12 protein-coding genes and 3 pseudogenes are annotated in these 13,672 nt (G+C 32.4%); 5 read left to right on the top strand and 10 right to left on the bottom strand.

The features are described from left to right. Together CD135_RS09110 and fdrA are read right to left on the bottom strand one after the other, a co-directional pair. Positions 1–1,260 (bottom strand): YlbE family protein, encoded by a 1,260-nt coding sequence (locus tag CD135_RS09110; protein WP_016999007.1) that lies wholly within the window; start codon positions 1,258–1,260, stop codon positions 1–3. Beyond that, positions 1,260–2,468: pseudogene (gene fdrA / locus CD135_RS09115) on the bottom strand (acyl-CoA synthetase FdrA); the annotation flags it as partial. The pseudogene fdrA and the gene CD135_RS09110, both read right to left, overlap by 1 nt. On the opposite strand from fdrA, the gene CD135_RS09120 reads away from it, so the two are divergent. Then, on the top strand, positions 2,462–3,964 hold the full coding sequence (locus CD135_RS09120; RefSeq protein WP_103269293.1) for a PucR family transcriptional regulator: 1,503 nt from the start codon (positions 2,462–2,464) through the stop codon (positions 3,962–3,964). The pseudogene fdrA and the gene CD135_RS09120 sit on opposite strands and share 7 nt — an antisense overlap. Before the next feature lie 86 nt (positions 3,965–4,050). On the opposite strand, the gene pruA is transcribed toward CD135_RS09120, so the two are convergent. From pruA to CD135_RS09140, 4 genes and pseudogenes are all read right to left on the bottom strand, one after another. Continuing rightward, positions 4,051–5,601 carry an L-glutamate gamma-semialdehyde dehydrogenase gene (gene pruA, locus CD135_RS09125; RefSeq protein WP_103269294.1) on the bottom strand — a complete coding sequence of 517 codons (1,551 nt, stop codon included), beginning with the start codon at positions 5,599–5,601 and terminating at the stop codon, positions 4,051–4,053. A 241-nt stretch (positions 5,602–5,842) separates the two neighbouring features. After that, a complete protein-coding gene (locus CD135_RS09130; RefSeq protein WP_103269295.1) occupies positions 5,843–6,352 on the bottom strand; it encodes a thioredoxin domain-containing protein in 510 nt (169 codons plus the stop codon). A 175-nt stretch (positions 6,353–6,527) separates the two neighbouring features. Then, entirely contained in the window at positions 6,528–6,728 is a 201-nt protein-coding gene (locus tag CD135_RS09135) for a cold-shock protein (protein WP_016998994.1), read from the bottom strand. Positions 6,729–6,921: 193 nt separating this feature from the next. After that, positions 6,922–7,608 (bottom strand): annotated as a pseudogene (locus tag CD135_RS09140) (2,3-diphosphoglycerate-dependent phosphoglycerate mutase). 187 nt (positions 7,609–7,795) lie between these two features. Here CD135_RS09140 and CD135_RS09145 point away from each other — a divergent pair. Both CD135_RS09145 and CD135_RS09150 read left to right on the top strand, forming a co-directional pair. Beyond that, positions 7,796–8,182 (top strand): annotated as a pseudogene (locus CD135_RS09145) (CidA/LrgA family protein). Beyond that, positions 8,179–8,862: an LrgB family protein gene (locus CD135_RS09150; RefSeq protein ID WP_103269296.1), complete on the top strand. Its 684-nt coding sequence runs from the start codon at positions 8,179–8,181 to the stop codon at positions 8,860–8,862. Before CD135_RS09145 ends, CD135_RS09150 begins: the two are co-directional and overlap by 4 nt. Positions 8,863–9,089: 227 nt before the next feature. Here the strand turns inward: CD135_RS09150 and hxlB are convergent, their stop codons facing one another. Together hxlB and hxlA are read right to left on the bottom strand one after the other, a co-directional pair. Further along, positions 9,090–9,641: a 6-phospho-3-hexuloisomerase gene (gene hxlB, locus CD135_RS09155; RefSeq protein ID WP_103269297.1), complete on the bottom strand. Its 552-nt coding sequence runs from the start codon at positions 9,639–9,641 to the stop codon at positions 9,090–9,092. Then, positions 9,616–10,263: a 3-hexulose-6-phosphate synthase gene (hxlA, locus tag CD135_RS09160; RefSeq protein WP_064205327.1), complete on the bottom strand. Its 648-nt coding sequence runs from the start codon at positions 10,261–10,263 to the stop codon at positions 9,616–9,618. Before hxlA ends, hxlB begins: the two co-directional genes overlap by 26 nt. Positions 10,264–10,375: 112 nt before the next feature. Here hxlA and CD135_RS09165 point away from each other — a divergent pair, with 112 nt between their 5' ends. Continuing rightward, positions 10,376–10,732: a winged helix-turn-helix transcriptional regulator gene (locus CD135_RS09165; RefSeq protein WP_016998988.1), complete on the top strand. Its 357-nt coding sequence runs from the start codon at positions 10,376–10,378 to the stop codon at positions 10,730–10,732. Between the two features lie 58 nt (positions 10,733–10,790). Next, positions 10,791–11,345 (top strand): DUF4256 domain-containing protein, encoded by a 555-nt coding sequence (locus CD135_RS09170; RefSeq protein ID WP_174700873.1) that lies wholly within the window; start codon positions 10,791–10,793, stop codon positions 11,343–11,345. A 65-nt stretch (positions 11,346–11,410) separates the two neighbouring features. Here the strand turns inward: CD135_RS09170 and CD135_RS09175 are convergent, their stop codons facing one another. Together CD135_RS09175 and CD135_RS09180 are read right to left on the bottom strand one after the other, a co-directional pair. Then, the gene (locus tag CD135_RS09175) at positions 11,411–12,229 is read right to left on the bottom strand and encodes an alpha/beta hydrolase (protein ID WP_103269298.1); all 819 of its coding nucleotides are present in this window, start codon (positions 12,227–12,229) and stop codon (positions 11,411–11,413) included. A gap of 98 nt (positions 12,230–12,327) precedes the next feature. Continuing rightward, the gene (locus CD135_RS09180; protein ID WP_064211764.1) at positions 12,328–12,642 is read right to left on the bottom strand and encodes a hypothetical protein; all 315 of its coding nucleotides are present in this window, start codon (positions 12,640–12,642) and stop codon (positions 12,328–12,330) included. Positions 12,643–13,672 lie beyond the last annotated feature (1,030 nt).

The following is a 13,672-nucleotide window of genomic DNA, read 5'->3' on the forward strand; positions in this document are numbered from 1 at the left end:
TTAGAATCCTAATTTCTCAGCATAAGCTGTAATTGCTTTTTCGAAACATTCGATTGGAGGATGTACAGTACCCGCTCCAATTTGTCCAAAGCCTGCTACTTTATGTGCAATACCAGTATTAATAACTGGAGTAATGCCTGTTTCTACTACTTTTCTAGCATCAATTCCTAATACAGCTCCTTTGAAATTCCAAGTTGGAATAGCAAAGTTAGGATTTTCACCAATAGTGATTTCTGTCATTTCATTACTTGTTTGTAATGCATCATCAAAGCCACCTGTGCCTACAAAGCGTGTCACTGCAGGAGCAGCAATCATTGCCATGCCTCCTACACCTATTGTTTCTGTAATTGCAGAGTCTCCCATATCTGGGTTTGCATCGTCTGCTGAGTAACCAGTGAAATACAGTCCTTGTGGTGTGTTTACTGGCCCAGTGAACCATTCGTCTCCCATACCAGCGATACGGATACCGAATTGATTACCGTTACGTGTCATAGCTGTAACTACTGTACCAGATTGAATAGTTCTTGCTGCATCCATCATTGCTTTACCAGTTGCCATAGCAACGTTCAAGAAGAATTGGTCTGTATCAGATAAGAACTGTATTACTTCTGTACGTTTTTCGTTATCAATGTGGTCTAATGAAGATATAACTGGTGCTATATCACGTAAGAATGCGTATGAAGAAGCAATATTACGTTGGTGGAATTCGTCACCCATAGCGATAGCTTTTGCGATAAGCACGTTAACGTTCATACCATCTTCTAGTGAACGAATTGCTTCACCTAATACAGGACCAAGTACATCTTTCATCCAATGTAGACGATTAATAACTTGTTCATTGTATGCACCGAAACGCATAACCGCACCGATACCTTCGTTCATTTGGCAATATGCTTCGTTACCATTTTCTCTGTTTTCTACAACAAGTACTGGCATGTTCATTGAAGTAATACCGCCCATTGGACCCACCGCGTTTACGTGGTGACATGGTATCAATGTAATTTCATCATTTTCTAACATTTTTCTAGCAGTTGCTTCGTCATCAGCCCATTCTTCAAAAAGAATCGCACCGACACATGCACCTTGCATTGGATCTGTCATATCGTCATATGTCATTGGAGGCCCTGCATGTAAAAGAACATTCTCTTTTAATTCTGGAATTTTAGTTTTTGCTGGGACTACATCTACTAAGAACGGTGCAGCAGCAACCATTTTATCTATAACGGCTTGATTGGCTTCATCAATTGTTTTAAATCCCATTATACTGACTCTCCTTCATAATTATTTAAAAATTGTAAGACTTTCATTAATTTTTCATTTCCACCTGCTATTGGACGCCAGTTAAATTGAACAACTTCTGATCCACTGTTTTCAACCGCTTCAGCGAAACTTTTCAGTCCTATGTTAATAACACTTGGTTTCATATTGATAAGGTTCATAATTTTTTCATCAACTGTTAAATCAACTTTAGTTGCTTCAAATGTTTGAACTTGTAATTCAGGTTGTTCTACTTTTCCACCTACTAATTCAATAGCTGTACGAACCATTTGATCGTTTGTATCACAAATAATTGCACCAGCTTCACGTAATGTTTCTTGTTGTTGTTCATAACCTTGATGATCATGTTCAGTACCAACTACAGTAGCTAAGATTGCAATATCTCTACCTTCTGATTGATCTTTAGATTTAATACTTGAGATTGTTGGTGCTAATTCATTTGCCATATCATCATGGCTACCATATCCAATTACGTTATCAAGCATAATGACAGCAGTTGTTTCTTGATCAGCAGATTTTTCTAACATTTCGATACGTTTTCCAGGATCAATCATTGGGTGTGGTCTACCTTGAGTATACATATCATCACCTAAGTCTATTACTTCGTGATTATTTGCTTTCAAAGTAAATCCTTCAGCTTCTTCACTTTCAACGTTTAAAGCATCTTTAACTAACATTGCTGCTTCAGAAGCTAAAGTACCGCCTGAATAATAACCTTTAATACCAGTTTGATTATCTTTTAGTTCAACATTAATATCTTTAAGTGTAGAAGCTGCAAAGTTCGGTTCTTCGCCGTTAGATAACTGTACAGAAACACGAGCTGTTTCTTCTAATGTGTATGCATGATGAATATTTTTCTCAGTAAATTCTGGTTTATGACCTGAGAATAGTGTTACGACTGGTTTTTCAATATTACGTAAAAGATTTAATACTTTTTCTTCTACTTCTTTAGCTGGGGGCTTAGAAATTACAGTTATCACTTTTACTTTAGGATCTTGGTTTAAAGCTTTGATTGAATCTAACATTGTAACCGCACCAACTTCTGTTGATAAATCACGGCCACCTGTACCGATTGCGTTTGTAACACCTTTGCCTTCACGGTCAATAATTGTTGTAACTTCTTGGATACCAGTACCAGATGCTCCTACAACACCAATGTCGCCTTCGTTCACGATGTTTGTAAATGCTACAAGATATTAAACACTTCACTTCACCATATATGTTAATACTGACAACTGCTATGAATTATCAAGAAGACCAAGATGGATTAATACAACTCATCAGTGATTTAAATGAAATTCAAACAGCTGGTCTTGGAATTAAAGTGTCACGTTTCTTAAAATCTATAGATCAAAAAGTTATAGATTATGCAAATTCCATAGAATTCCCTCTGATTGAGATTCCAGAAGCGTGGAATTTAGGAGATATTACACATCATATTTCATCATATATTTCAGATGATGAATCGGAAAAAATGAACTATGCTTTAAATATACAACAAGAATTAAATCATATGTTAATAAAAGGGTACGATGCTAACTTAATGGTCGAAAGATTCAGCAAGTTACTAAAGGTACCAATCATGTTAATTAATCCTTTTGATGATGTTGAAGCGGTTAGTCATCACTATACTCATAACAGACAATTACTAAATGAAAACTTAAAGTATTTTAAGCTTTATATGTCGACTCAAGACATCAAACAAAATACTAAATCTTCTTTTAATGAAAAGCATGTCATATTTGAGGTACCAGCTTTTAATTACTTTCCATATTATTTAATGGTTTCAAACGTTGATACTTTAAGCTATCCATTTAGTTTATTAACAATAGAACAAGCTGTTACAACGATAAGCTTTGCTATATATAAAAACAGTCGTATTAAAGCTACCGAACAACAAGATGTAAATAGATTTTTTGAATCGCTTATGACTGAAAATACATTATCTATTAAACAGCATCCAGATTTGTTCAAACGTTATAACATCCATTTATCTGATTTCTATCAAATTTTAATTTGTGCAATTGATAGTGAAGATGGCGTAGAAAATAGTGTTTATCTTAATGAACGATATCAAATGACATCTGAATGGTTATCAAATATGTTGCATGATATCGACAACACTATTTCTGTATTTACATTACCAAGTAACTATAGATTTGCAGTATTACTACAAACAAAACATCAATATTACTTGGATTATTGTAAATTCATACAAAATGAATACACAAAGTATTTCCGCGGAAATATCTCTATAGGTGTAGGTAACGCAGTATCAGAGTTTTCACAACTGCCTTCTTCATTTTTCGAAGCTAATGAGGCATACGAAGATGAAGCTGAAAAAGGTGAAAAAGCTTTCTTAAAAGTTTATAAATCAAAAAGTGTCCAAGAACTATTACAACTTATTCCTGAAAGTAAATTAAAACCTTTCATTACTTATACTTTAGGTCCGTTGGCATATCCTAAAAAGACAAAAGATAAAGAATTAAAATATACATTAAAAGTTTATATGGATAATCAATGCGATATCACTAAAACAGCAGATGAAATTTTTATTCATAGAAACACTGTGAAATATAGAATTAAAAAATGTGAAGAAATCATTGGTTACCCGGTTGAAGATCCCGTAAGATCTTTAGATATACGAATCGCTTTATATGCATCAGAACGTATCAGTTTTCATTAATAAAAACCCCCGCTCGTTAAATTATTCATAACGAGCGGGGGTTTTAAAGTTACATTGGATATTTATAATCCACTTACTTTATTATATTAAAATTGTTCTGAAAGAATTTTTTGCTCTAAGAAGTTTAACATGTAGTCTGGGCTACCTGTCTTGGCATCAGTTCCTGACATTTTGAATCCACCGAATGGGTGGTATCCTACTACTGCTGCAGTACAACCTCTATTCAAGTATAAGTTACCTACATCAAAGTCTTCACAAGCTTGTCTCCAATGTTCACGATTATTTGTAATAACTGCGCCTGTTAGACCATAATCTGTATCATTAGCTACTTCTATCATTTCATCAAAGTTTTCACATTTAGTAAAGCCTACGACTGGACCAAAGATTTCTTCTTGCATAATTTGATCGCTAGATTTTAAGCCTGAGAAGATTGTAGGGTTTACGAAGTAACCTTTACTATCATCAGTTTTACCACCTACTTCAAGCTTACCTTCTTTGCTACCAATTTCGATATAATTTTTAATTTTATCGAATTGTTTTTGGTTGATAACTGGTCCCATATAAACATCTGAACCTTTATCAGTATTACCTATTGATAATTCTTTAGTAAGGTTAACAGCTTTTTCTAGAACTTCATCATAAACTTCTTTATGCACAATTGCACGAGAACATGCTGAACATTTTTGTCCAGAAAAGCCGAACGCTGAGTCTACTATAGATTGTGCAGCTAAATCTGTATCTACATTATTATCTACAAGAATAGCATCTTTACCGCCCATTTCAGCGATAACACGTTTTAAGAAGTTTTGCCCTTCTTGTATTTTAGCAGCTCTTTCGAAGATTCTCGTACCAGTCGCTCTTGAGCCTGTGAACGTTACGAAATGAGTGTCTTTATGATCCACTAAATGGTCTCCGATTTCTTTCGGGTCACCAGGTACAAAGTTAACTACACCTTTAGGTAAGCCTGCTTCTTCTAACACTTCAATTAATTTATAAGCAATTAATGGTGTGTCCTCAGCTGGTTTAAGCAACACTGTATTACCTGCAATTATAGGTGCAACAGTTGTACCTGTCATTATAGCGAATGGGAAGTTCCAAGGTGGTATTGTAACGCCTGGCCCCATAGGTTTATAGATATACTGGTTATGTTCACCTTCTCTATCAAATACCGGTTTACCGTGAGCAAGTTCCATCATTGAACGTGCATAGTATTCAGTAAAATCAATGCCTTCATTTGTATCACCATCTGCTTCATTCCATGGTTTACCCGCTTCGTAAACCATCAGTGCAGAAAATTCATGTTTTCTTCTACGAATAATGGCAGAGACACGAAGCAATAATTCCGCTCTTTCATGAGGCGTCCATTTTCTCCAAGTCTTATATGCTTCTTTAGCCGCTTCCATCGCTTGATCAACTTGCTCTTTAGAAGCTTTTGAAACACGACCTAACACTTGTTGATGATCAGCTGGATTTACAGAATCGTACTTATCATCAGTGAAAATTTTCTCTCCGTTTATTACGAGAGGAATTTCTGTTCCAAATTCAGCTTGAACTTGAATTAATGCATCTTTAAATGCCTGTTGATTCTTTTGATTTGTAAAATCAGTTGCAGGTTCGTTACGAAATTCTACTACCATCCTTCATACCTCCTAAATATAATCAACCCTTTATAAGGTAATAAATACCTCTTATTACTATTGTACTATCGCAAAGTTTTTATATTCAAGTAAAGGGCTTACATTATTGATTCTACCCTATTTAGCACGATTTAAAAACCAATATACATCATTAAAATAAATTATCTTTTTCACCTTGTTAATAAGTGTAATAATACAAAAAATTCAATCGTAAATTAAGATATAAAGTTATAGAATTTGTTTAATTTAATAAGGATTTTTCTAATTTTTCTTGAATTGTTTCTTGATTATCTTCTACAGGATCAAAATCAAATCTTTCTCCATTAATGAATACTGTCGGTATACCCGTTATATCTTTTTCAAACGTTTCTCTATTAATGGCTAATGATCTATCATCTGCATGTTTTTGTGGCGCTAACCTTAATTCATCTTCCATTTTTCTTTCAATCGTTTCAAAGCTTACTGTCCATTCTTCTTGTGTTTCATATAAATCACGTATATATTTTATCGCTTCATCAGGGTCATCATAATCTAAATGGATGTTCGCTACCGTTCCTTTTAAAAGATGTTGCTTCGTCTTATCAAAATGTTTAACGATATATTTTACGTCTCCATTTTCTATATAAGGTGTTAACACTTCATCTGCAGCAAAAAAGTAATGTTTACAATATGGACACGCAAAATTAATAAAAGCTTCTACTGTAATATTTGCATCTTCTTTACCAAAAGTTAAATGTTGTAATTCTGTCATGATATAACCCCCTTTATGTCGTTAACTTTATTAAATCATTAAATATGTAATATTACCATTATAAAGGGTGATTAACTTTCTTATAAAAACAAAAAAGCATGAAACCATCATAATTGATGATTTCATGCTTTATATTTAGAACGATAACGTCCCAAACAGATCATTAACAGAAATATTAGTTTTTGTTAACGTTAACTGCTTGAGGTCCACGTTGACCTTCTTCGATATCGAAAGTAACTGATGCACCTTCGTCTAATGATTTGTATCCTTCAGTTTGGATTGAAGAGAAATGTACGAAAACGTCGCTTCCGTTTTCTCCTTCGATAAATCCGTAACCTTTTTCTGCGTTAAACCATTTTACTGTACCTTTATTCATATAAAAGTCCTCCTAGTGCTTATGCACAATATATTTGCAATAATCAATCTTCAAACTTAAATGGACTTTCATTAACAATGAATAAAACTACCAATTAATTTAATCTCGAAATATCACTTGTCTATTACTATACGCTACATATTATGAAAAGTAAAGCTTTTTGTTAAATTAAACTTTTATTTCCCTTTTATCTCTATAAATAGTATTTATCAATGACTTTCAATTCATCATCTAATTCATAGATAAGTGGCGCGCCAGTTTTAATTTCTAACTCTGATATTTCATCATCAGGTATATCTTCTAAATATTTAATCAATGCACGCAGTGAATTACCATGGGCTGAAACAAGTGTCGTTTGACCATTAACGAGACTCGTTGAAACGTGGTCAATCCAGAACGGAATCACTCTATCTAAAGTGTCTTTTAAACTCTCTGATAGTGGCATTACTCTACGATCTAACATTGCATACCTTCTATCGTTTAAATATTCTTCTTGCAACGCTTTATCAGCTTCAGGTGGTTTTGTATCATAAGAACGTCTCCATATATGTACTTGTTCTTCATCAAATTCTTCTCTTGCTTCGTCTTTATTTTTACCTTGCAAGCCACCATAGTGACGTTCATTTAAACGCCAAGTTTTATAAACGGGAATCCATAATTAATGAGAGTGTTTCAACAATAAATAAGTTGTTTCAATCGCTCTTGTTAACAATGAAGTATAGACAACATCTATTTCTATTTCTTGTTTTAATAATTTTTCCCCTGACAATTTCGCTTCGTTAAATCCTTGCTCAGATAATCCTACGTCAGCCCAACCAGTAAACAAGTTTTTCTTATTCCAATCACTTTGTCCATGTCGACATAATATTAATTTTGGCATTTCTCTCACTCCAATTTTTTCTATTAGTTTATTCTATTGAAACACTATTTCTTATTTTTTTAAAATAATAAGATAGACTTAATTTATAAAAATACCATTTTAAAAATAACCAATGCATTCTATAATTGAATGATATATGACAAACACAAAGTACTATAAAATACTTTTTATAAGGATATGAATAAACATGATTTTAAAGTCCATTAAAGTAATACTTCAATTATGCTTAATATATTTGATTACCTTATGTGGAAATTGGATTCAAGAAACATTACACATACCAGTTGCAGGAAGCATTATAGGCCTAGCTCTCTTTTTCTTATTATTACAATTTAAAATCATCAAGACAGAGTGAATATCTAGTGGTGCCAATTTATTATTAGGTACGATGATTTTCTTTTTCATACCTTCTATAGTTGGTGCTATGGATTTAGCTGAACAATTCAATTCGAAATACATAGCATTAATCATATTAATTATTGCGAGTACATGTATTGTCGCTCTCACTTCAGGTTATGTGGCAGAAAAAATGTTAAAATCCGCTCATAAAAAGGACGGTGACAACATTCAATGATGATTAAAACAATATCAATGATTGTCTTAACTTTACTCATGTACTTACTGGCAATATTTATACAGAAAAAGTTGAAAATAGCGATATTACACCCAGCGCTAGTATCATCAATTGCTATTATTTGCGTACTGCTCATTCTTGGCTATGACTATGATGATTATATGGTTGGTGGACATTGGATTTATGACTTCTTAAACTGTACAGTCGTGTGTCTAGCCTACCCTTTATATTTATATCGAGATATGATTGTAAAACATTTCAGAGTAATATTAACGAGTGTACTTGTTGGTATATTAACTAATATTGTATTAGTTTTTACAACCCTTAAAATACTCGGTTATTCTAAAGAAATGATTGCATCATTATTGCCGAGATCAATCACAGCTGCAGTTGGTATCCAAGTTTCAGAACAAATTGGTGGCGTTGATACTTTAACAGTATTATTCATCATGTTAACTGGACTTATCGGCAGTATGCTTGGACATTACTTAGTTAGACTAGCAAATTTTCAAACTTCCATTGCAAAAGGTCTTACATTTGGAAATGCATCACACGCTATAGGGACAGCTAAAATATTAGAAACTGACATTGAATCAGCAGCATTCAGCTCTATCGGAATGATACTAATAGCGCTATTAAGTTCTGTTATATTACCATTATTCATATTGTTTATATATTAAGAAGTAATATAAGAAAAAGAACTTGGTATATAATCTACAATTTTGTTCGTGCATGCTTGCCTAAGGGCATGGTTCAAGCCTGTAGTCTCTCACTCCTACTACTCCCTCGGGCTTCAGCACTTTACAAAATCGTGGAACATACTCTCTTCTTATCTTTATAAATAATAAGCTACTCTCGCTTATATAACACAAAATCCGAGACAATTGTTATGTCTCGGATTTTTTACCTATTCTAAATTCGCATGATTATTTTGCATTGTTGTTTCGGATACGTTTATTTCTTTCATTATTTCCATAATGATACTATCTAAAAATATTTGACTGCTTTGTTCAAACAAACTTCCTAACGGTTGTTCAGAGCCTTTTTCGTCATATTTAGTACCTGCTGGTAGTGTAATAACTTCTTTTGATAATTCAGCGATTTTTGACTCGCTTTGAGTTGATATTAAGATAATGTTTGCTTTAGCTTGGTTTGCTATTTCAGATAAAAGTTGTAAATGCGCTGTTTTACCTGATCCAGAAACAATTAATAAGAGATCATCTTCTTGAATAGATGGTGTTGTTGTCTCTCCTACAACATAGCTACGTTTACCTAATTGGTTTAAACGCATTGCAAAACTATTCGCAACAAATGAAGAGCGTCCTTTTGCTGCAACAAAGATTGCATTCGCTTTTAAGATTTCGTCTAAAAACTTTATATTCTTTTGCTCATCCACTTTATTGAGTGTATGTTCAATTTCACTAAGAATCAGTTTATATTGTGACATCTTGTTTGCCATCCATAATATTTCTACACGTTTTAGCTGCTTCTACAGGATCTTCAGCATTAGCAATTCCGCCACCTACGATAACTAAATCTGGGCCTTCATCTACAACTGATTGAATCGTTTCTGGTTTTATACCACCTGCTACCGCAAGTTTAGAGTTTTTAATAACTGATTTAACAGTACGTAAACTCTCTAATGGAGATACACCTTCTGCTTGTAAATCGTAACCTGTATGAATAGCGATATAGTCAGCGCCTAATTCGTCTAGTTCTTTCGCACGTTTTTCTAGATCTTGGACAGCAATCATATCAACTAACAGTTCTTTGCCACTTTTATGAGCTTCTTCGATTGCAGCTTTAATAGAAGCATCTTCAGCAACTCCTAAAATCGTTACAATATCAGCACCATATTTGACTGCTTGGCTTACTTCATAACCAGCTGCGTCCATAATTTTTAAATCTGCTAATACTTGTGCTTTTTTAACAGATTGGCTCATTAATTCAACTGCACCTAACCCTTCATTAATAACAATTGGTGTACCGATTTCTACAACATCTACATATTCCTCGACTTGTTGAGCTAATTTAGCTGCTTCTTCTTTATTTAATAAATCTATCGCTAATTGTAATTTCATATTTTATTTATCTCCTTAATATATATTAACTTGCACTTACAATCATGATACAATGGTTAAAAATACGCAATACTGACAAATATGTCACTTAGTGAAGAAATGGGGTTATATCATGCTTTTAATTAACTATAAAGAAACAGAATATTATAATTCGAAAGACCTGGCACTATCGGTAATTGGAGGTCGTTGGAAGATACCTATCATTTGGCATTTACTTCAAGAATCACCACTTAGATTAAATCAATTAGAAAAAAGATTACCTGATATTAATCAACGAATGCTCATACGACAACTTAGAGAGCTAGAAAATGATTACATTATACATCGAGAAGTTTACCCGGTTGTACCACCTAAAGTAGAGTACAGTTTAACTTCAATAGGAAAAGACTTAGAAGCGGTTGTCAACGGTATTTGTGACTGGGGTGACGAGTATTTGGCGTTTTTAAAAGAAAATCATGAAAACGAATAACATATTACTTTAAATAACATTCGTTTCTGGTAAACTATTACAAAAAGGAGCTATGACTATGTCATCAAACAAACTATCGCAAGAAGAACAACAACAACTTATTACTACTTTAAAAGAAAGATTTGAAAAATTTACAGAAAGACACGAAGGTATTAACTGGTCAGATGTAGAAGAAAGACTACTTAATAATTCTGAGCTATTATGGTCACTTAATGAAATGGAAAGAACTGAAGGTGAACCTGATGTTATCGGAATAGAAGATGGAAAATATCTTTTTGTAGACTGTTCAAAAGAGAGCCCTAAAGGACGTAGAAGTGTTTGTTATGACAGAGAAGCATTAGAATCAAGAAAGAAGCATAAGCCCGAAACAAGCGCTATTGATTTAGTAAATGAAATGAAAGTATCTTTATTAACAGAATCACAATACCGTCATCTTCAAACGTTAGGAGAATTCGATAAGAAATCTTCTAGTTGGATTGAGACACCAGATAAAATTAGAAATTTGGGAGGCGCACTATTTTGTGACCGTCGCTATGATACAGTATTTACATATCATAATGGTGCAGAATCATACTATGGAGCAAGAGGATTCAGAAGCATGTTGAGAGTATAAATAAAGAGGTTGAGACATGTGTTTATGTCTCAACCTCTTTATTTATTGGATTCCATACATTTATTTTACTCATCTTCATCAGGTTCAAGTTCCATTATCCAACTACTTATTAAATGTGAGAAAGTGAAAAATTTTGTATTTTCATGAAATATCTCATGTTCGAACTTAGGGAAGATATGCAACGATTTATGTTCTGAGCCGATTTCTCTATATAAATCAATTGAATCTTCTGGTGATACTGCTCCATCATTTTTTCCGTGGAGTATCATGATAGGGTCAACAAAGTCTTTAGCGTGTTCTTTTAAGTATTCGACTCCTTCCAGTAAGCTGTGTACTAAGCCTCCTGAAATATGTTTTTTAATTAGTGCATCAATTTTATATTCTTCAACAACTGATGCTTTACTGCATAATCCTTCTCCCATTTCATTAGGGAAGTATTCTTCTGGTCCTAATGACTCAGCACCCTCAAATAATTTCGTATGGTACCTAGTTAGCGCACCACTTGTAATATATCCATCTACGGTCCCTGGATACTTAGTGCCATACAGTGTTACTGCAAATCCACCCATACTATGACCAATTAAATAAATTTTAGGTCCTATGTTTTCTTTCACATAGTCTACAACAGCTTTAACGTCCTCAATAATTTCTTCATAAGAACCATAGTAAGTATCTTTTCCTTCAGAATGCCCATGTCCTCTATGATCAAACCTTACAATGTTACTACCAAACATATTTAATTCATCTACAAACTCATCATAACGTTCAGCATATTCAGCTAAACCATGCACAATAATAATTGTTGAATCATGCTCCTCTGAACGATTTACCTTAGTATATAATTTTGTTCCATCCTTAGATTCTACATAAGTAATATATGACATAAAATCACTCCTTTCATTCATTGTATCTTATATATAACTTGAAGTTAATTTTTCACAAAAAAGTTTGAAACAAAAATCTATTACCCTGACAAAGATAATTAGAATTGAAAAAAATAATCTAGATATAAACAAATTTGATTCACTTTATATTCTCTAGCATTATCAGCAGTCGATGATTGTTTAAAAATAATTAATGATTCTAATTCCTTCCCTTTAAAAATCTTTATATACACATTATTAATAAACTGTTCAGGATAAAGATAGTCTTCGTAAAAACGATCATTTAAATTTGCTTTCAACACTGTTAAGTCATAACAATCAATCACATTATACATTCGTTTCCTAACAATCCCCTTTTTACCATTTGTACAAAAGCCTTCAATATCTGTAATTTCAAAAGATAATTTAACCACTATTAACATCCTCCAAATAAAAAAAGCGTGTCCTCTGTTAAAACAGAAAACACGCCCTCTTCCCATATACTACTAAGTCTCCTATCACGAAAAAATCGCGATGATATATGCTACAACATAATAAATTAATATATTTTTATTGATTAATAATAATTATCTTAATCATTTTTGTTCCATCAATTTCTAAGAACTTACCAACTTTAAATAATTTAAAATAAAAGTATCGACCATTTATACAAAAATAAAACATCACAAATTCAAAAGCGACAAAATAAAATAGTTTTAGTCAGACATGAATTTTTAAATTGTTCAGAAATCCAATAATATAGTTTTGTAACCACACAATTCTATAAAGAAGAAATGAACACGATAATCTTTAAATATTATATTTAATTAAAATTATAAGAACTATGGAAAGAAAATGAGAAGAACAAAATATGCAACCTAGTCAAAAGAGTATGGTTTAGAACTTGTATGTTTATTGCCTAAATATACAAGCTTCATAATTACTGTAAAGACTAGAATTTACAGTAGAAGCGAGAACTTAATATAACCTTTACTAATAAAGCAATTAAGAGCTGAACTTTGAACGATCATTTAAAAAATCATTAAAACTTACAGAAAAGATTTATAAGTATATTAACAACAATTAAACGATAAATTATATAATCATCATGATATCTTAGCAATCATTATATAAACAATTACAAAATTCAGTGTATAAATGTTTATTCATTCCCCTTAAATAGAGGTTCAGTGAGATTACACTTAATATTATATATAATCTTTTTTTGATGTCAATACATTTATTTAATTTTTTTATAGAATTTTTAATAAAATCTATATGCTCAAATATCGAAAAAATAACCATCTTTTTCTACAGAAATATCATACAATGAAATATATTTCAGTAAACAGAATACCAACAGCCTCCGGATAACTCTTAGATTACTGTTTACACTTATATTATATAACCCAAAATTCAATTTCAATTATTTTTTTATAAAAATAACATAGAATATCTGTAAAT

The organism is Mammaliicoccus lentus, assembly GCF_002902755.1.
Lineage (GTDB): Bacteria > Bacillota > Bacilli > Staphylococcales > Staphylococcaceae > Mammaliicoccus > Mammaliicoccus lentus.

Coding starts and splice junctions, on each gene's coding strand:
- CD135_RS09175 (WP_103269298.1), bottom strand. CDS start 12,229: ATGTCATATATTACTTATGTAGAATCTAAGGATGGAACAAAATTATAT.
- hxlB (WP_103269297.1), bottom strand. CDS start 9,641: ATGGCAAACAAGATGTCACAATATAAACTGATTCTTAGTGAAATTGAA.
- CD135_RS09110 (WP_016999007.1), bottom strand. CDS start 1,260: ATGGGATTTAAAACAATTGATGAAGCCAATCAAGCCGTTATAGATAAA.
- CD135_RS09150 (WP_103269296.1), top strand. CDS start 8,179: ATGATGATTAAAACAATATCAATGATTGTCTTAACTTTACTCATGTAC.
- CD135_RS09165 (WP_016998988.1), top strand. CDS start 10,376: ATGCTTTTAATTAACTATAAAGAAACAGAATATTATAATTCGAAAGAC.
- hxlA (WP_064205327.1), bottom strand. CDS start 10,263: ATGAAATTACAATTAGCGATAGATTTATTAAATAAAGAAGAAGCAGCT.
- CD135_RS09135 (WP_016998994.1), bottom strand. CDS start 6,728: ATGAATAAAGGTACAGTAAAATGGTTTAACGCAGAAAAAGGTTACGGA.
- CD135_RS09120 (WP_103269293.1), top strand. CDS start 2,462: ATGCTACAAGATATTAAACACTTCACTTCACCATATATGTTAATACTG.
- pruA (WP_103269294.1), bottom strand. CDS start 5,601: ATGGTAGTAGAATTTCGTAACGAACCTGCAACTGATTTTACAAATCAA.
- CD135_RS09130 (WP_103269295.1), bottom strand. CDS start 6,352: ATGACAGAATTACAACATTTAACTTTTGGTAAAGAAGATGCAAATATT.
- CD135_RS09170 (WP_174700873.1), top strand. CDS start 10,791: ATGTCATCAAACAAACTATCGCAAGAAGAACAACAACAACTTATTACT.